The organism is Pseudomonas sp. TR47 (genome assembly GCF_044143025.1).
GTDB classification, from domain to species: domain Bacteria; phylum Pseudomonadota; class Gammaproteobacteria; order Pseudomonadales; family Pseudomonadaceae; genus Aquipseudomonas; species Aquipseudomonas putida_E.
Genome location: NZ_JBHFCS010000006.1, coordinates 81,979 through 98,550, shown reverse-complemented (window position 1 = coordinate 98,550; position 16,572 = coordinate 81,979). Strand labels below are relative to the sequence as shown.

16 protein-coding genes and 2 riboswitches are annotated in these 16,572 nt (G+C 63.5%); of the genes, 4 read left to right on the top strand and 12 right to left on the bottom strand.

Going from position 1 to position 16,572, the window contains the following annotated elements; genetic code table 11:
• Window positions 1–8: 8 nt before the first annotated feature.
• Genes ACEWE8_RS08835 through ACEWE8_RS08825 form a run of 3 tightly spaced genes read left to right on the top strand, consistent with a single transcriptional unit; the run spans window position 9 to window position 2,043 of the window.
• Window positions 9–674 (top strand): amino acid ABC transporter permease, encoded by a 666-nt coding sequence (locus ACEWE8_RS08835; RefSeq protein ID WP_046787214.1) that lies wholly within the window; start codon window positions 9–11, stop codon window positions 672–674.
• Window positions 675–1,322: an amino acid ABC transporter permease gene (locus ACEWE8_RS08830; protein WP_046787213.1), complete on the top strand. Its 648-nt coding sequence runs from the start codon at window positions 675–677 to the stop codon at window positions 1,320–1,322.
• Window positions 1,309–2,043 carry an amino acid ABC transporter ATP-binding protein gene (locus ACEWE8_RS08825; RefSeq protein WP_046787212.1) on the top strand — a complete coding sequence of 245 codons (735 nt, stop codon included), beginning with the start codon at window positions 1,309–1,311 and terminating at the stop codon, window positions 2,041–2,043. The genes ACEWE8_RS08830 and ACEWE8_RS08825 overlap by 14 nt, the downstream gene beginning before the upstream one ends.
• Before the next feature lie 21 nt (window positions 2,044–2,064).
• Here the strand turns inward: ACEWE8_RS08825 and ACEWE8_RS08820 are convergent, their stop codons facing one another.
• The 3 genes from ACEWE8_RS08820 to ACEWE8_RS08810 all read right to left on the bottom strand — a co-directional run bounded on the left by ACEWE8_RS08820 (window position 2,065) and on the right by ACEWE8_RS08810 (window position 5,087).
• Window positions 2,065–2,841, bottom strand: a complete 777-nt coding sequence (locus tag ACEWE8_RS08820; RefSeq protein WP_046787211.1) for a ParA family protein — start codon at window positions 2,839–2,841, stop codon at window positions 2,065–2,067.
• Window positions 2,842–2,937: 96 nt separating this feature from the next.
• The gene (locus ACEWE8_RS08815) at window positions 2,938–4,521 is read right to left on the bottom strand and encodes a sensor domain-containing diguanylate cyclase (RefSeq protein ID WP_046787210.1); all 1,584 of its coding nucleotides are present in this window, start codon (window positions 4,519–4,521) and stop codon (window positions 2,938–2,940) included.
• A gap of 86 nt (window positions 4,522–4,607) precedes the next feature.
• A complete protein-coding gene (locus ACEWE8_RS08810) occupies window positions 4,608–5,087 on the bottom strand; it encodes a hypothetical protein (protein ID WP_046787209.1) in 480 nt (159 codons plus the stop codon).
• 117 nt (window positions 5,088–5,204) lie between these two features.
• Between ACEWE8_RS08810 and ACEWE8_RS08805 the strand changes: the two genes are divergently transcribed.
• Window positions 5,205–5,705 carry a GNAT family N-acetyltransferase gene (locus tag ACEWE8_RS08805; RefSeq protein ID WP_046787208.1) on the top strand — a complete coding sequence of 167 codons (501 nt, stop codon included), beginning with the start codon at window positions 5,205–5,207 and terminating at the stop codon, window positions 5,703–5,705.
• 86 nt (window positions 5,706–5,791) lie between these two features.
• Here ACEWE8_RS08805 and ACEWE8_RS08800 read toward each other — a convergent pair whose 3' ends face one another.
• The 9 genes from ACEWE8_RS08800 to ACEWE8_RS08760 all read right to left on the bottom strand — a co-directional run bounded on the left by ACEWE8_RS08800 (window position 5,792) and on the right by ACEWE8_RS08760 (window position 16,566).
• Entirely contained in the window at window positions 5,792–7,129 is a 1,338-nt protein-coding gene (locus tag ACEWE8_RS08800; protein ID WP_046787207.1) for an OprD family porin, read from the bottom strand.
• Window positions 7,126–7,560: a pseudoazurin gene (locus ACEWE8_RS08795; RefSeq protein ID WP_046787206.1), complete on the bottom strand. Its 435-nt coding sequence runs from the start codon at window positions 7,558–7,560 to the stop codon at window positions 7,126–7,128. Before ACEWE8_RS08795 ends, ACEWE8_RS08800 begins: the two co-directional genes overlap by 4 nt.
• Before the next feature lie 16 nt (window positions 7,561–7,576).
• On the bottom strand, window positions 7,577–8,365 hold the full coding sequence (locus tag ACEWE8_RS08790) for an ABC transporter ATP-binding protein (RefSeq protein WP_046787205.1): 789 nt from the start codon (window positions 8,363–8,365) through the stop codon (window positions 7,577–7,579).
• On the bottom strand, window positions 8,362–9,378 hold the full coding sequence (locus ACEWE8_RS08785) for an iron ABC transporter permease (protein ID WP_046787204.1): 1,017 nt from the start codon (window positions 9,376–9,378) through the stop codon (window positions 8,362–8,364). Before ACEWE8_RS08785 ends, ACEWE8_RS08790 begins: the two co-directional genes overlap by 4 nt.
• Window positions 9,378–10,388: an ABC transporter substrate-binding protein gene (locus ACEWE8_RS08780; RefSeq protein WP_046787203.1), complete on the bottom strand. Its 1,011-nt coding sequence runs from the start codon at window positions 10,386–10,388 to the stop codon at window positions 9,378–9,380. The genes ACEWE8_RS08785 and ACEWE8_RS08780 overlap by 1 nt, the downstream gene beginning before the upstream one ends.
• A 110-nt stretch (window positions 10,389–10,498) precedes the next feature.
• A riboswitch (cobalamin riboswitch) is annotated at window positions 10,499–10,697 on the bottom strand.
• Window positions 10,698–10,725: 28 nt separating this feature from the next.
• Window positions 10,726–11,892 carry a DUF1624 domain-containing protein gene (locus ACEWE8_RS08775; RefSeq protein ID WP_046787202.1) on the bottom strand — a complete coding sequence of 389 codons (1,167 nt, stop codon included), beginning with the start codon at window positions 11,890–11,892 and terminating at the stop codon, window positions 10,726–10,728.
• A 204-nt stretch (window positions 11,893–12,096) separates the two neighbouring features.
• Window positions 12,097–14,223 (bottom strand): TonB-dependent siderophore receptor, encoded by a 2,127-nt coding sequence (locus ACEWE8_RS08770; protein ID WP_046787201.1) that lies wholly within the window; start codon window positions 14,221–14,223, stop codon window positions 12,097–12,099.
• 112 nt (window positions 14,224–14,335) lie between these two features.
• A riboswitch (cobalamin riboswitch) is annotated at window positions 14,336–14,542 on the bottom strand.
• 46 nt (window positions 14,543–14,588) lie between these two features.
• On the bottom strand, window positions 14,589–15,737 hold the full coding sequence (locus ACEWE8_RS08765; protein WP_125923279.1) for an ABC transporter ATP-binding protein: 1,149 nt from the start codon (window positions 15,735–15,737) through the stop codon (window positions 14,589–14,591).
• Window positions 15,738–15,756: 19 nt separating this feature from the next.
• Window positions 15,757–16,566: an ABC transporter permease gene (locus ACEWE8_RS08760; protein ID WP_046787199.1), complete on the bottom strand. Its 810-nt coding sequence runs from the start codon at window positions 16,564–16,566 to the stop codon at window positions 15,757–15,759.
• Window positions 16,567–16,572 lie beyond the last annotated feature (6 nt).

Here is a 16,572-nt window from a genome sequence, read left to right as displayed (position 1 = left end):
TTGCCACCATGGCCTATGAATTCGACTTCGCCCCCGTGCTGGCCCAGGCCCCCCTGTTGCTCAAAGGCGCCTGGTTCACCCTGCAGCTGACGGTGGTCGGCACCTTGCTGGGCGTGGCCATCGGCGTGCTCGGCGCGGGGGTTCGCGCCTGGCGTGTGCGCCCCTTCGACATGCTGTTTGGCCTGTACGTGGAGCTGATCCGCAACACGCCCTTCATCGTCCAGCTGTTCTTCATCTTCTTCGGCCTGCCGGCGCTGGGCATTCGCCTGAGCGAATGGCAGGCGGCGGTGCTGGCCATGGTGATCAACCTGGGTGCCTACTCCACCGAGATCATCAGGGCGGGCATCCAGGCCATTCCCAAAGGCCAGCTGGAAGCTGCCGCAGCCTTGGCCATGAGCCGCTTCGAGGCGTTTCGCCATGTGGTATTGCAGGCTGCCCTGGCCAAGGTATGGCCGGCACTGACGAGCCAGATCGTGATCGTCATGCTCGGCTCGGCGGTGTGTTCGCAAATCGCCACCGAGGAGCTGTCGTTCGCCGCCAACTTCATCCAGTCGCGCAATTTCCGTGCATTTGAAACCTACCTGCTGACCACCGTGCTGTACCTGATCATGGCCATCGCCTTGCGCCAGTTGCTGGCATGGGTTGGGCAACGTCTGCTGATGGGGAGACGCTGAATGGACTTCACCTTCTGGGACATCCTGCGCAACCTGCTGATCGGCCTGCAGTGGACCTTGCTGTTGTCGCTGGTGGCCTTCTTCTTCGGTGGCCTGGCAGGGCTGCTGGTGCTGGTCGCACGCATTTCTCAATGGCCGTGGCTGCGTGGCCTGGCGCGGGGCTACATCGAGCTGTTTCAGGGCACGCCATTGCTGATGCAACTGTTCATGGTGTTTTTCGGCATTGCCTTGTTCGGCCTGGATGTGTCTGCCTGGATGGCGGCTGCCATCGCCCTGACCCTGTTCACCAGTGCGTTTCTCGCCGAGATCTGGCGCGGCTGTGTCGAGTCCATTCCAAACGGCCAGTGGGAAGCGTCCGGCAGCCTGGCGCTGAGCCGCATGGAGCAGCTGCGCCACGTGATCCTGCCACAGGCGTTGCGCATTGCCGTGGCACCGACCGTGGGCTTTTCGGTGCAGGTGGTCAAAGGCACGGCGGTCACCTCGATCATCGGTTTCACCGAGTTGACCAAGACCGGCGGCATGCTGGCCAACGCCACCTTCGAGCCGTTCATGGTCTACGGCCTGGTTGCGCTGGGCTATTTCATCCTCTGTTACCCGCTCTCGCTGAGCGCCCGTTATCTGGAAAGGAGGCTGCATGCCCCTGCTTAGAGTGTCCGCGCTGCACAAATACTACGGCGACAACCATGTACTCAAAGGCGTTGACCTGAGCATCGAAGAGGGCGAGGTGGTAGCGATCATCGGCCGCAGCGGTTCGGGCAAAAGTACGTTGTTGCGTACGCTCAACGGCCTTGAGTCGATCAGCGATGGCGTGATCGAAGTGGACGGTGAATACCTCGATGCCGGCCGCGCTGACCTGCGTTCCCTGCGCCAGAAAGTGGGCATGGTGTTCCAGCAGTTCAACCTGTTCCCACACCTGAGCGTGGGCGAGAACGTGATGCTCGCGCCGCAGGTGGTGAAGAAGACCAGCAAGGCCCAGGCGCGCCAGCTGGCTGAGCAGATGCTGGCGCGGGTGGGCCTGGCGGAGAAGTTCGATGCCTACCCCGACCGGCTTTCCGGAGGCCAGCAACAGCGGGTGGCGATCGCGAGGGCGCTGGCCATGTCGCCCAAGGTGCTGCTGTGCGACGAGATCACCTCGGCGCTCGACCCCGAACTGGTCAACGAGGTGTTGGGCGTGGTGCGCCAGCTGGCCGGCGAAGGCATGACCCTGATCATGGTCACCCATGAGATGCGCTTTGCCCGCGAAGTGGGCGATAAACTGGTGTTCATGCACCATGGCAAGGTGCATGAAGTGGGTAACCCGCGTGAAGTGTTCGCTGCACCGAAAACGCTCGAGCTGGCCAATTTCATAGGCTCAGTGGTATCGGCCTGAGCCTGCATCATTGAGTGCAGCTCAGGCGGCCCGCTCCAGCACATCGAGCAGGTCGACGAACTCCATCGCCAGTTTGTGCCGCGGCGCCAGGTGTAACAGCGGTACCGACGCCAGGTGCGACTCTCGCATCTTGATCGAGCTGCTCAAGTACACCGGCAGCACGGGCATGCCCTCGCTGCGCAGTTGGTCAACCAACGTCTTGTGCAACGCGGTGCGGCCGGCGAACTGGTTGACCACGACGCCTTCCACTTGCAGCGCCGGGTTGTGGTCCAGGCGCAGCTCCTCGACCTCGGCCATGACACTGTGCAGCGCCTGGCGCGAGAAGCTATCGCAGTCGAACGGGATCAACAGGCGCTCAGCCGCAACCAAGGCGCTGAAGGTATAGAAGTTGAGCGCAGGCGGGGTGTCGATGTAGATCCGTTCGTAGTCCTCGCCCAGCTCCAGCAACAGCTTGCGCAGCTTGTTGATCTTGAACTTGCTCTCAAGCTTGCTCTGCAAGTCGCTGAGGTCGGGGCTGGCGGTCACCAGGTGCAGGTTGCGGTAGCGGGTTTCGGTGATGGCCACCCGGTGCTTCTTGCCAGCAGCGGTGACGGGCGACAGCGTCTGGCGAAAAAAGTCGGCGATGCCGGCGGGGATGGCGTCGTTGGTGAGGCCAGTGAGGTAGTAGGTGGCGTTGGCCTGTGGGTCGAGGTCGACCAGCAACGTGCGATAACCCTCCGCGGCACTGGCGGCGGCAAGGTTGCAGGCGATGCTTGACTTGCCCACGCCACCTTTCTGATTGAAAACCACACGACGCATTAGACGCTCATCCATGAAGAAGGGAAATGTCAGGTTGGGGTCAATCCTATGACCAATACACGACAGTTTTATGACAATACTTGTTACATCTTTCCTTCAGTGCCCGCCAGCTTCGCTGCACACCTGATTTCGCCCTCCGCGCTTGGCCCGGTACAACGCGCTATCCGCCTGGCTGAGCGCTGCACCCGGCTCGCGATCCTGCTTGGCGTGCCAATGCGCCACCCCCAGTGAGATGGTCACAGCGCCTACCGGTTCTATCGCGGTGTCCTGCACCATCACGCGCAGTCGCTGCGCCACCGTTGTCGCGACTACCAGGCCGGCCCCCGGCAGCAGCATCAGGAACTCCTCCCCACCGGTCCGGCACAGCAGGTCACCTTCACGGCAACAGCCGCGCATGATTGCGGCCAGGCGCTGTAGTACCTGGTCCCCGACATCATGCCCATGCCCATCGTTGATCCGTTTGAAGTGGTCGATATCCAGCACGATGACCGAAAACGCGCGGCCTTCGGCCTCCAGCAGCGACAGCTTGAACTCCAGGCTGCGGCGGTTGCCCAGGCCGGTCAGCGGGTCGGTCTGAGCATCGCGGTTGAGCCGGCCGATGCGCTCTTGCAAGAGGTTCAGGCCGAACAGCATGGCCCGTTTCAGTTCAGCAGCCTCGAAGTACCACGCATGTACCCTGTGCAGCCGTTCGGCGTTGCCGGTGCGGTCCATGGTGCGGGCGCCGGCGGCCAGTTGCCAAAGTGGCCTGGCGATGGTCAACGCCAGCCACCACAGCAGCAGGCTGCCCACCAGTGCCAGGGGGGCCGAGATGCCCATGACAGTGAGAATCAGATGACTCAACGGCGCCACCGTTTGCGCCAGCGGTTGTTGCGCCACCACGCCCCAACCGGTACTGGGCACTGTGGCGAAGCCCGCCAGCATGGCTACCCCTTGGCTATTGATGACCTGCCGCGTGCCGTGCTGCAGTTCGGTCAGCTGGTCGATCAGGGTATTGCCTTCGACCACGCTGCCTACCCGTTCGGCATTGGGGTGATAGAGCAGGCGGCGGTTGCGATCGACCACATAGAGGTAGGAGCCGTCCTTGTAGAAATGCTCGCCCAGCAGGCTGTTGAGTATGTTGCGTTCGCGCAGGTACAGGCTGCCGCCGACATAGCCCAGGTAGCGGCCGTTGGCATCGAAGATCGGCTGCGACAGCGCCACCACCAGGTTGTTGGCCGCCGACAGGTAGGGCGTCGACACCAGGGGCCGGCGCTCGCGCAATGCCTCTTCAGTACCGGGCGTCTGTACCTTGCGGCCAAGGTAATGGCGCAGCGCAGCGGGTGAAATCGCCCTCACGATACCTTCGGCATCGACCACGAAGGTGGAGTTGAAGGCCATGCTCTGGCGCAGCAACCGTGTGGTTTCTGCTTCCAGCGCAGCGCCGTCGGCCAGTTGCCGCCCCTGCACACTGGCGCTGAATGACAGCTGTTGCAAGGCAGTCGCGATGAAGGTTTCGGTGATTGCCGCCAGCTTCGCCGCATATACCCGGTTGGCCTCCAGGGCGTTATCGATCAGCAACTGGCGCTGCACCCGGTAGCTGGCGAAGTAGCTGGCACAGAGCATCACCAGGGCTGTGAGTGTGCAAAGGCTGAGGATCAGCGTGCGCAAGTCCAGGCGCAGTCCATGCTTGGCGTGTGGCAATCCAGACCTCACTGGCGCAAAAGAAATAACCTTACTCGTTATGGGCTTGCACCGCTACGGGAGGGATGTGGGGCTGTCGCAATCGTTCAGGAACCGGCGTTATCCAATGCGTCCAGCTCGTCCTGCACCCGTTGCAGGCGCTGCGCTGCGAGTGCCTGGGCCTTTTCATCGCGTGCTGTCTCGCGCATCAGCCGGGTAAGTTTCGCGCTCAGTTGCTGGCCGTCCTCGGTCTGCTCCAAGGCCTTGGCCTTTGCCGGGTCCCGAGTCACCTCGACGATAGTGGCGAACTCGGCGTCGCTGAAGTTCTTTTCGCTGTAGAGCTTGAACAGGTCCTGGCGCTGATCCTCGACCGTGAGGTGCTTGCGCAGCACGCTGCGGATTGTTTCTTCGTCGAGTCGCGGGTGGCTGCGGGTCAGCAGCAACGCCATGCGGTCGATGTTGTGCTCATAGGCCTCCTGCAAAGGCAGGCTGGCCACGATCTGCTCTTCTCGAGTCGGTTTCTGGTCGCAGGCGGTGAGGGCAGCGGCGAACAGCAGGGGCAGCAACAACTTGCAGAGGCGGGGCATGGGCTGGCCTTGGGCGCGTTTCAGGCCGGGGATTATAGCGAGGTCGGGCCGACCATGCATTGCGCCGTCCGATGCTGTAGGGTAGAAAAACGTTCCCCAGGCCATCGCTTCAACACCATGCCCGACTGGACCTTCCAATCACCCGGCCGTGACGCCATCGATGAAATCGTTGCCTTCGTCGACAGTGCCCGGCGCGAGCTGTTCCCCATGCTCGCCCATTCGCCTTTGCCCAAAGACCTGGCCCATTTCGAGGCGACCTACCTCGATGGCGACGGGCACTTTCTGGAAGCCCGTGATCGTGGCACGTTGATCGCAGTCATTGGCTACCTGCCCTATGACCATCGCTTCCACCAGCTCGACTACCACGGCAAACGCGTCGTCGAAATCGTGCGCCTGTTCGTGCTCCCCGAATACCGGCGCAACGGCCTGGCCGCGGCACTGTTCCAGGCCTTGCGTGAGCACGCCGTCGGGGCAGGTGTTGAGTGTCTGTACCTGCACACCCATCCGTTTCTGGCAGGGGCGATCCGGTTCTGGGAGCGGCAGGGCTTCACGGTGATCAACGTAGAGGATGACCCGGTGTGGCGTACTACGCATATGGAGCAGTACCAGGTCATTTAGGAACTTTCCTGCTTTGCAGTGACGAGGGTGGATACCCGCAACGCCAAGGGCCTCATCAAACCGGCGCACAAGGAGGATGAAACCACTCAGAGCCCGCCCGACAACGGCCACTCCACGGCCAGGCGGATCTGGTTGCCGTCCAGTTCCGCCTGCGCCGTATCCCCGCGGTGCACATTGTGCCTCAGTGAAAACGCCGTGCCCTTGGCCTTGCCACTCTGTACCACATACCGCGCCTCAAGGTCCCTCTCCCAGTGTTTGCCACCCTTGCCATAGCCCAGGTACGCATACCCGCCGTTGGGGTCCACGTGCGTGCCATCGATATCGAACCCGCGCACATACAGCGCCGTCAGGTTCAACCCCGGCACCCCATAAGCGCCCATGTTCAGGTCATAGCGCGCTTGCCAGGACTTTTCGTTGGGTGCGTTGAAGTCAGACATCTGCACGGCGTTGGCAATATAGATTGCACCGCGGGTCACGTAGTCGAACGGCGTGTTGCCATCCACCTGCTGCCAGCCCAGGCTGAAAGCATGGGGGCCATGGCTATAGCGCGAGACCAGGCTCCAGGTGGTGTTGTCGATGCGCCCGGACAGCGCTTTGCCGGTGTCGGTGGTGCGGTACAGGTTGAGGTCCAGGCTCAGGCTGCGCCGGTCATCCAGTGCATGGGTGAGGGTGCTGCCCAGGTAGTGCTGGTTCCAGGTGTCTTCATAGCGGGAGGTGTACAGGCTGGCGCTCAAGGCAGCGCTGGGGTTCCACACCGCACCGGCGAGGTCGAAGCTGTTGCCCTGGCGGGCGTTGGAATAGTTCACCACGAAGCCCTGGTCATGGCTTGAAGCATTGCGGTCGGTGCTTTCGTTGAAGTGCCCGGCGACCAGCCTGACCTTGTCGATCTCGTTGCTGGTGAGGAAAAAACCGGTGGCGGTTTCGGGTAGCAGGCGGCTGTCGGAAGAGCTGAATACCGGCGTTTTCACTCGCTGCTCACCATAGGAAAGCACTGTATCGGACAGGCGAAGCTTCAGAGCGGCACCGCCGCGGCTGTATTCGTTTTTAGGGTGGCCATCGTTGTCCACACCGAGCAGGCGAGCCTTGCCGGTTCGACCTCCACCGCTGTCGAGTTGTACGCCCAGGTAGGCATGGGCATCGACGCCAACACCGATCAGGCCCTGGGTAAAACCGGACTGGAATGTACCCATCAAACCGTAGGCCCATTCCTCGGCCAGGCCATTGCGTTCGCTGCGCAGTTTGTAGGCATTGCGGGCGGCACTGTTACGCCCGCCATGCTTGTAGTCACGCTGGTCGTAGACCGTGCGGTTGAGGATGCTCCAGCTGCTGTCTTCGACCAAGCCGTTACTCTGCGACTGTGCGGATTCAGCCAGCGCCAAGGGTGCCAGGCCCAGCAGCGGCAGGGCCAGAAGCAAACGGTTCATTGGCCGGCCTCCAACTGCTGCAGTTGGGCTGCCAGGCGCGCACGTGCCCGCGCAGGCAAAGCCGCTGGCAACTCGGCCAAGCCGGTATCGCCCACCTGGATCAGCATCACCATGCCCATGGCCAGGTGTGGGATGCACTGGATGCCGTACACCCCAGGCACCGTAAAGGTCTGCTCGAAGGGCTGGTTCAGCTTGCTCTTGAAAGCCTCGGCGCCTACCGGCAGCAACCCGGGCAGGCTGGCCGCGTTGTGGCCGCTCTGGGTCGGCACGAAACGTACCGTATCACCCGGTGCGATACGCAGGTGGTCGGGCTCGTAGACCATGGCACCGGCCGCGCCGCGGGTGAGCATCTTCACTTCGTGCACGTCGGCCAGCGCGGCGAAAGGTAGCAGAGCGTTGGCGAGCAGCAGGACGGTAGTGCGCAACAGCATGCGGGAGCTTCCTGGTTCAGGGGGCGCGAAAGCGCAGGATGCGCGCGCCGTCGAAGGGGTCGGTGAGGTAGTGGGCATGTACGCCGAAGGTGCTCAGCAAACGCTCGGGGGTCAGTACCTCCAGCGGCTTGCCGAGGGCGACCAGACGGCCGTGTTCGAGCACCGCCACGCGGTCGCAGGTCAGCGCCTGGTTCAGGTCGTGCAGGGCCACCAGGGTGGTCACCGGCAGCGCCTGTACCTGTTGCAACAGGCTCAGCTGGTGCTGGATGTCGAGGTGGTTGGTCGGCTCATCGAGCAGCAATACCTGCGGGCGCTGGGCAAGAGCGCGGGCAATGTGTACGCGCTGGCGTTCGCCACCGGACAGCGAGCTCCAGATGCGCGTGCGCAGGTGCGAGGCATCGAGGTCGGCCAGGGCCTGCTCGACGACCGCGCGATCCTCCTGGGAAAACGGCGCCAGGGCGGACAACCAAGGGGTACGCCCTAGCGCCACGGCATCGAACACGCTGATGGCGTCGAGGGTGTCGGCCTGTTGCTCAACCAGCGCCAGGGCCTGGGCGATGCGCCGGCGCGGCAGGCGCGCAAGCGGCTCGCCGAGCAATTGCACACTGCCGCTATGCGGCGTGCGCAGCCCGGCCAGCAGTTTGAGCAGGGACGATTTGCCGGAGCCATTCGGGCCAACGATACCGAGGGTTTCACCCGTGGCGACCGTCAGGTTGATATCGCGCAGCACGGGGTTGCCCGACAGTTGCAAACCCAAGCCCTGGCAGGCGAGCGGGGCGACCTTTGGGGGTGTCATGGCCGTCATGCGCGCCCCCTGCGGCTGACCAGGATCAACGCAAACACAGGTGCGCCGATCAGCGCTGTGACCACGCCCACTGGAATCACCTGGCCGGGGATCAGCGTGCGTGAAAGCATGTCCGCAGCGATCAGGAACAGCGCACCGCCCAGGGCGCTGGCCGGCAGCAGGCGGCTGTGGCCTGGGCCGAGCAACAGGCGCAGGGCATGCGGGATGACCAGCCCGACAAAACCGATGGCGCCGACGATGGACACCATCACTGCCGTCACCAGCGCCGCGCAACTGATCAGCAGCAACTGGCTGCGCCGCACTGCAATGCCCAGCGACGCCGCCGAATCGGTACCGAAGGTGAAAGCGTCCAGTGTGCGCCGGTGCCACAGGCACACCACCAGCCCGAACAGCGCCACCGGCAGCGCCAGCCATACTGACGGCCAGCGCACGCCACTGAGGTTGCCCAGCAGCCAGAACAAGATGCCGCGAGCCTGTTCGGCCGTGGCCGATTTGGTGATCAGAAACGCCGTCAGGGCGTTGAACAGTTGCGAGCCGGCAATCCCTGCGAGGATCACTTGGGCGTTGTTGCTGCTCGGGCCGGCTGCGCGGGCCAGCACCAGGACCAGGGCGAAGGCCGCGACAGCGCCGACGAAGGCGCCGCCCGACATGCTCAGGGCAACGCTGCCCAGGCCCAGCAGGCCCACCAGCACGGCGCCGGTCGAAGCCCCGGCCGACAGGCCCAGCAAATAGGGTTCGGCCAGCGGGTTGCGCAGCAGCGCCTGCAGGATCACCCCACAGGTCGCCAGCCCTGCGCCACAGGCTGCGGCGACCAGCGTGCGGGTCAGGCGGTAGTTCCAGACGATACCGGCGTCGATCGGGTCGACCGGGTAACCGGCCTGCCACAGGTGGTTGGCCAGTACCTGGTACACCACGCAGGGGGGCACGGTGGTCTCGCCAATGGCGGTGCCGGCAAGCAGCGCGCCGAGCAGGGCAACCAGGGCCAGGGCACAGCAGGGCAGCATACGGTTCATCACGGCGCCGCTTTACCGCTGGCGAAGGCTGCCGACAGGGTCTGCAGGCCCCGGAACAGGCGGATACCGGCCTGCATGGCATCGGCGTCGAGGATGATGATGCGGTTGTTTTTCACGGCATCCATGTGCTGGGTTACCGGGTCGCTGCGCAGGAATTCGAGCTTCTTCTGGTAGTCGTCGGCCGGAAAGCGGCGGCGATCCATGCGGGCGATGATCAGCCACGTAGGGTTGGCCTTGGCGATGGTTTCCCAGCCCACCGTGGGCCACTCTTCGGTGGACTCGACCACGTTGCGTACACCCAGGGTGCGCAGCATGAAGTCCGCCACGCCCTGGCGGCCCGCAACGTAGGGGTCGATGTCGAGGTCGGCGCTGGAGAACCAGAACAGTGCCGAAGTCTGGCTCAGGTCTTTGCCGGCCAGTTGTTGTTTGGCGCTGTCCAGGCGCGCCTTGAGGTCGCTGTTCAGTGCCACGCCGCGGTCCTGGACGTCGAAGATTTCCGCCAGCTGGCTGACGCTCTTGTAGATGCTCTGGACCTGAAACGCCTGTAGTCGCGTGCCATCGGCCCCCACCAGGTTGTCCTTGCCTTCGCAGTCCGAGGGCAGCAGATAGGTGGGGATCTTCAGTTCGTTGAACTGCTCACGGGTCGCGACCACGCCCTGGGCGCCGACCATCCACTCGAACTGCACCGCCACCAACTCTGGTCGCTTGCCCACCACTGCTTCGAAGCTCGGATCGTTGTCGGCCAGGCGCGGCACCTTGTCGTTCTGCGCCTTGTATTCGGGCAAGACGTTGTTGAACCATAGCGATGTGCCGGCCAGTTTGTCGCCCAACCCCAGCGCGTAGAGGATTTCGGTGCCGGCCTGGCCGATGGTGACTGCGCGCTCGGGGGCGTGGGTGAAGGTCTGCGGCATGCCGCAGTTGTCCACGGTCAGCGGGTAGTGCGTGGCGGCGGCCTGAGCCGCGCCGGTTAGGCTCAAGCCGGCGAGCAGGGTGGCGAAACGGGACAGCATGCGGGGCGATCTCCTATCGGACAGTTCACGGAAGGAACGCACGGACAGGCATCGCCGCGCCCCTGCAGGCGACAGGGGCAACTCTGATGGCCAATCCCGGACACCCCGCCGGTTGGTGAATGTAAGCCGGCAGGTCTCCTGACTGGTGCGTCATCACCCGGCTCCGGCCTTCCCGGATCGGCTGATCCAGTGGCATCGATGGAGCGGGCTCGGCACCTACAGTTGCGGGGGCAGTTCCGTTTGGCGCGCCTGGGCGGCCTGGGATTCCCTATTATTTCCATGGTGGAAACCGGCGGCCCGCATGGTAGACCATCAGGCAGCCGGTGAAAACGCTAAATCAGAAGTACTTGAGCCAGGTGATGTCGCGTCGGCGCGCCTTGAGCCTGGCGAACCAGCGCACCGGCAGGTACAGCGCCATGGCCAGCAGCACAGCACCCAGCCACACCGCGCCAATACCGTCAAAACCGAAGTAGTCGCCGTGATTGCGGCCGAACAGGGCGACGCTGGCCAGGTACATCAGTTTCAACACGTACAGGTGCAGCAGATAGAAGAACATCGGTGCCGCGCCAAACACCGCCAGGGCACCGATCCAGCGGGCTTGCCCTGCGCGCTCAAAGGCGCGCAGCAACAGCAGGCCGCAGCCCAGGGTCAGGGCCAGGAACAACAACGAAGGCGGGTATTTGGTGATGTTGAAGAAACTCATAACGGTCTGGGTAAGCGTCGGGTAGCCGCTCCACGGCGCTTCGCCGTAGCCATTGAGCATGCGCAGCGCCATGAAGCCGAGCAGGGCGATGACCCCTGCCAGCAGCAGGCGGTACTGACGCTGGCCGGCATCGCTGCCACGGGCGAACCAAGGGCCCAGGCCATAGCCCAAGGCAATGACGCCGATCCACGGCAGTACCGGGTAGGAGGTGCGCAGGCGCAGGCTTTCAGAGAGCTCCAGCCAGCCACGGTCATGCAGGATCGCCCACGGCACATGCATCGCCGACTCAGCGCCAAAGTGCAGGCCGTCGAGCAGGTTGTGCCCGGCGATGATCACTGCGCCCAGCACAACCAGCGCCGGGCGCGGCAGCCATACCAGCAGCGACAGGGCGATCATGCTGACCCCGATGGCCCAGATCACCTGCAGGTAGATGACACTGGGCGGCAGCTGGAAGGTCCAGGCGAAATTCACCAGGGTGAACTCCAGCACTACCAGGAACAGGCCGCGCTTGAACAGGAACGCCGAGACATCGCTGCGGCCCTGATACTTCTCGCCGTACAGCCAGGCTGACAGGCCAGTGAGCAGTACGAACACTGGTGCACACAGGTGTGCCAGGGTGCGGCTGAAGAACAGGGACGGGTCGGTGGCGTCGATGCTCATCGGGTCGCTGACCTGGCGATGCAGGAAGAATGTCTCGCGGACGTGGTCGAGCAGCATGAACAGGATCACCAGGCCGCGCAGGGCATCGATGCTCTGCAGGCGTTGGGTGAGCTGGGTGGGGGTGGCGGCGGCACTTGTCATGGAGGGGTCGCAGGCAGGAATGGATGTCAAATGAAACGTTATCTTATAACTATTTCATTTGTGCCGGGTAGTGGTTTTTGCAGTGGCGGTTCAGCCGTCATCGCCGGCAAGCCAGCTCCCACTGGGTTTGCGCTGAGCTCGAGAGCAGCGGGGGGGCTGTGGGGGCCGGGTTACCGGCGATGAGGCCGATACAGTCAGCTCAAATCAGAAGCTGTAATCCACTGTCGCGAAATACGACCGCGGCGTGCCCATGATCCATTGCGTGCCACTGAACGCCGAAGCCACATATTCACGGTCAAACAGGTTGTTTACCTGCAGCACCAGGCGCACATCCGGTAACAGCTGCCAGCCGATGTTGGCATCGACCACGGTATAGCCCGGCGCACGCTGAGTGTTGGCCGTATTGGCATAGCGGTCGTCCACGTACCGTGCGCCAATGCCGGCCTCCACTTGCTGGCCGAAGCCCTTGGTCAGCCATAGGTTGGCAGTACGCCGTGGCACGTTGGACGGGCGATTGCCGGCGCGATCCTGTGTTACACCGGCCACCATTTCGTCGAACTCATCGTATTTTGCGCGCACCAGTGACGCATTGGCTGAGACCTGCCACTGCTGCGGCAAGGCCAGCTCAAGGCTCGCCTCCAGGCCGTCGGAGGTTTGTTGCCCGGCCTGCTGCTTTTCATGGGTGATAGGGTCATCCACCAGCAGCTTTTTCTTGACGATGTGGTAGGCCGCCAGCGTCCATTCACCACGGCCTTCCCAGAAGCGCTGCTTCAGGCCCAGCTCGGTCTGCTTGGACTCGGTGAGGTCGTAGTTCATTTGCGCAGGGTTGAGACTGATCAGGTCGTTCACCCCGTCCTCGCTGGTAGAGTACTGGCCGTACAGCGCCAGGTCGTCACTGATGGCGAACACCAGCCCTGCGCGCCAGTTGCCACCTTGCAGGCTGCGGTCGCTGCGCGTGTCGTCGGTGAGGTTGTTGCGGTCAATGTGGTTCTGGTCTCGACGCACGCCGGTCACCAGCGAAAGGCGATCAGTCAGCTGCAGGCGATTTTCGGCGAACAGAGCGAAGGTGTGGGTCGTGGACAAGGTTTGCGGTCGCAGGGGCGAAGCACTGTGGAACCAGCCAGGGGCTGGATGCCACGGGTCGATATAGTCGCCGCCGACATCGTTGTACGGCGAGTTGCTGTCAACGTTGAAGCGCACCTTATTGTACTCGGCGCCAACCATCGTCCTGCTGGCAAGCCCGAACAGCGCATGGTCGAAGGTGAACGTCTGGCGATCGCCTATCTGCTCCTGATCATGCTTGATCTGCAGGTAGCTCTGTCGCAGCAGCTGTTGGCGGTCGGCGTCCCAGCTGTAATCCTCGGCATTGCGCCAGTGCCGGCGGCTCTTGATGTAGTACAGCTGGTTGCTGGCACTGAGCTGGTCACTGATGGCCCAGTCAGTGGTGAAGCGGGTCCATTCGTCATGGTAGCGCTGCACGTCATTCTGAATGTTGTAGTTCTTCTTGCGCAGGCTGCTGCGGTAGTGGCCGTCGATCAGCGGCGTACCGTAGTAATTGGCGGGCTCGGCGTCGCCGCGCTCGTGGGCCAGGGTAAAGCTCAGGTCGTCAGTGGCATCGAATCGCAGTGCGGCACTCAGGGCAAGGCTGCGCGAGTTGGTGCGGTCGACCCAGCCATTGCCAGCCTGCTGGTCAAGGGTCAGGCGGTAACTCAGGCGCTTGCTGAGGCTGCCACCGCTGTCCAGGCCTAGTTGCTGGCGGTCCCAGGAACCATAGCCAAGGCGCAGGTGGTTGTGAATGTCGCCGGTGAACGGCTTTTTCGGGATGACGTTGATCACCGCGCCGGTGGCGCCCTCACCATACAGTACCGAGGCCGGGCCCCGGATCACATCGATACGCTCTACCATCCACGGGTCGACTGGAAAGGTCTGGGTGCCGGCCCCGGTATACAAGCGTGCGCCGTCGAACAGGGTCATCACTGAACCGTGTCCGGTAAAGCCGCGCGCCGAAAGGCCGGTGCCGCCATCGCCCGGGCTGCCGATGAAGGTGATGCCCGGCGAGCGGGTCACGGCCTCCTGCACGGTGAGGTTGTTGCGCTGCTGGATCTGTTCGGCGGTGATGCTCGTGGTGCTGGCCGGTGTTTCCAGGGCGCTGAGGTTCAGGCGTGAACCGGCCTGGGTCGGCGTGGCGAGGTCGACCTTTTGCTCAGCGCGGGTGTCGGTGATGGCTGTGGATGGCAGCGCCAGCGCAGGGTTGTCGTGGTCATCGGCCAGGGCCGGCAGGGCGACCGCCAGGCAGGCTGCCAGAGGGTGAAGCTTGAAGAAACGGGACATGTCTTTCCACTGCTGCAGGAATGAATGGATCCCGGTGGAAAACACGCAAAGGCACAACCACCGCAGGCGCAGACGCGCACGCGGATACCGGCCTGCGCCCGCCCACCGCGGGTTGCCAAGTGAAGCTTCAGGCCGGTCTCCGGGCTTGCGAGGGTCATGAGGCCTTCACCTTCCCATGCGTGTGCACAGTGGTGTGTCGAAGGCTTCGCTCGCTTACCGTTGCGGGGGCAGCGCCGGACTTGTCGTGAACCACGACGCACCGGCTTCCCGTTTCACCCTGCGCGCGGCGGCGCAGGACACCTGAAACTGGCGCGCATATGACCATTGGTCGGGATACGCGTCAATCATTTACCTGCTGCTGATGCTCAGTGCGCGCCGGCCGACTTGCTCAGGTCGCTTTGCGCCCATTCGGTGTAGATGCAGGCGTCTGCAACCGCCCAGCGGACCTTCACGGTGTCTCCGGGCTGCATGGACATACCCGCAGCCGACAGTGCTTTCACGGTCAGTTCAGTACCGCCCGGGGTCATTACATGGCAGGTCTGGCTTTCACCGAGGAACAGCACTTCGCCAACCTTGGCAAGCACTTCGTTCCAGCCCGCTGGCAACGGCTCGCGTGCAGCCTGGTCGGTGGTGAGTGCCAGGGCCTTTTCCGGGCGTACCATGATCAGCGCATCTTGGCCTGCCGCCAGGCCAGGCGTCAGGCGGATCGCCACTGGCTGGCCTTCGAAACTGCCGGCACCGTTGCTGCTGGCCGTGATGCGCAGGAAGTTGGAGTTGCCCAGGAACGAGGCGACAAAGGCGTTGGGCGGGTTCTGGTAGAGGTCATAGCCGGTGCCCAGGCCGACGATCTTGCCGTGGCTGAAGATGGCGATGCGCTGGGACAGGCGCATGGCTTCTTCCTGGTCGTGGGTGACGTAGACGATGGTGATGCCCAGCCGGCGGTGCAGCTGGCGCAGTTCATCCTGCAGGTCTTCGCGCAGTTTCTTGTCCAGCGCGCCGAGTGGCTCGTCCATCAGCAGGATGCGTGGTTCGTACACCAGGGCGCGGGCAATCGCCACACGCTGTTGCTGGCCGCCCGACATCTGCGAGGGTTTGCGGTGGGCGAACGCCTCCAGTTGTACCAGCTTGAGCATGGCGTCGACCCGCTTCTTGGTTTCCGCCGCGCCGAGCTTGCGGATGGCCAAGGGGAAGGCGATGTTGTCACGCACATTCAGGTGCGGGAACAGCGAGTAACGCTGGAACACCATGCCGATGTCGCGCTTGTGCGGTGGCACATTCACCAGCGACTGGCCCTCGACCAGAATCTCGCCGCTGCTGGGCGTCTCGAACCCGGCCAGCATCGACAGGGTGGTGGACTTGCCCGAGCCGCTGGAGCCGAGGAAGGTGAGAAACTCGCCGTCCTGGATTTCCAGGTCGAGATTATCCACGGCGGTGAAGTCACCGTAATGCTTGTTCAGGCCGCGCAGGCTGACCAGGGTCTTGTTGTGCGCGTTGTCTTTGATCACTGCACTCATTGTTGTTTTCTCCGGGCGCTCAGGCGTTCGTTTCGGTGCGCCGGCGCAAGGCGGCGGCAATGACCATGACCATCAGCGACAGGCCGATCAGCAGCGTCGAGGCGACGGCGATCACCGGGCTCAGGTCCTGGCGCAGGGTGGTCCACATCTTCACGGGCAAGGTTTGCAGGTCGGGGCTGGCCATCATCACGCTCAGTACCACCTCGTCCCACGAGACCAGGAAGGCAAACAGGCCGCCGGCGATCATCCCCGGGCGAATGGCCGGGAAGGTCACCTTGAAGATCGCTTGCAGGCGTGAGGCGCCGCAGATCACCGCGGCATCCTCGATCGACTGGTCGAACAGCTTGAGCGAGTTGATGATCGAAATGATGGTGAAGGGCAGGGCGACGATCACGTGGCTGACCACGAAGGCGAACAGCGTGCCGGTATAGCCGAGCTTCAGAAACAGTGCATACACCGCCACGGCAATGATCACCAGCGGCACGATCATCGGCATGGTGAACAGCCCGTAGAGCATTTCGCGGCCGGGGAAGCGGCCACGCACCAGGGCGAATGCAGTAGGCAGGCCCAGCAGCACGGCGGCGATGGTGGTCAGCACGGCGACCTTGAAGCTGGCCAGGGCGGCGTCCATCCACTCCGGGTTGGCGAAGAACTGCGCATACCACTTGAAGGTCCAGCCTGGTGGCGGGAAGACCAGCCACTGCGATGAGCCGAACGACAGCAGGATGATGAACACTACCGGCAGCAGCAGGAAGGCCGCAATCACGCCGGTGGTCAGGTACAGGCCCGTGCGCAGCGGGCGCCCCATGGCATTGGGAGACAGAAGCATGGCGGT

Bases quoted from the DNA above. Each gene is read 5' to 3' on its own strand.
- ACEWE8_RS08835 (WP_046787214.1), top strand. From the start codon at position 9: ATGGCCTATGAATTCGACTTCGCCCCCGTGCTGGCCCAGGCCCCCCTG.
- ACEWE8_RS08830 (WP_046787213.1), top strand. From the start codon at position 675: ATGGACTTCACCTTCTGGGACATCCTGCGCAACCTGCTGATCGGCCTG.
- ACEWE8_RS08825 (WP_046787212.1), top strand. From the start codon at position 1,309: ATGCCCCTGCTTAGAGTGTCCGCGCTGCACAAATACTACGGCGACAAC.
- ACEWE8_RS08820 (WP_046787211.1), bottom strand. From the start codon at position 2,841: ATGCGTCGTGTGGTTTTCAATCAGAAAGGTGGCGTGGGCAAGTCAAGC.
- ACEWE8_RS08810 (WP_046787209.1), bottom strand. From the start codon at position 5,087: ATGCCCCGCCTCTGCAAGTTGTTGCTGCCCCTGCTGTTCGCCGCTGCC.
- ACEWE8_RS08805 (WP_046787208.1), top strand. From the start codon at position 5,205: ATGCCCGACTGGACCTTCCAATCACCCGGCCGTGACGCCATCGATGAA.
- ACEWE8_RS08800 (WP_046787207.1), bottom strand. From the start codon at position 7,129: ATGAACCGTTTGCTTCTGGCCCTGCCGCTGCTGGGCCTGGCACCCTTG.
- ACEWE8_RS08795 (WP_046787206.1), bottom strand. From the start codon at position 7,560: ATGCTGTTGCGCACTACCGTCCTGCTGCTCGCCAACGCTCTGCTACCT.
- ACEWE8_RS08790 (WP_046787205.1), bottom strand. From the start codon at position 8,365: ATGACGGCCATGACACCCCCAAAGGTCGCCCCGCTCGCCTGCCAGGGC.
- ACEWE8_RS08785 (WP_046787204.1), bottom strand. From the start codon at position 9,378: ATGAACCGTATGCTGCCCTGCTGTGCCCTGGCCCTGGTTGCCCTGCTC.
- ACEWE8_RS08780 (WP_046787203.1), bottom strand. From the start codon at position 10,388: ATGCTGTCCCGTTTCGCCACCCTGCTCGCCGGCTTGAGCCTAACCGGC.
- ACEWE8_RS08775 (WP_046787202.1), bottom strand. From the start codon at position 11,892: ATGACAAGTGCCGCCGCCACCCCCACCCAGCTCACCCAACGCCTGCAG.
- ACEWE8_RS08770 (WP_046787201.1), bottom strand. From the start codon at position 14,223: ATGTCCCGTTTCTTCAAGCTTCACCCTCTGGCAGCCTGCCTGGCGGTC.
- ACEWE8_RS08765 (WP_125923279.1), bottom strand. From the start codon at position 15,737: ATGAGTGCAGTGATCAAAGACAACGCGCACAACAAGACCCTGGTCAGC.
- ACEWE8_RS08760 (WP_046787199.1), bottom strand. From the start codon at position 16,566: ATGCTTCTGTCTCCCAATGCCATGGGGCGCCCGCTGCGCACGGGCCTG.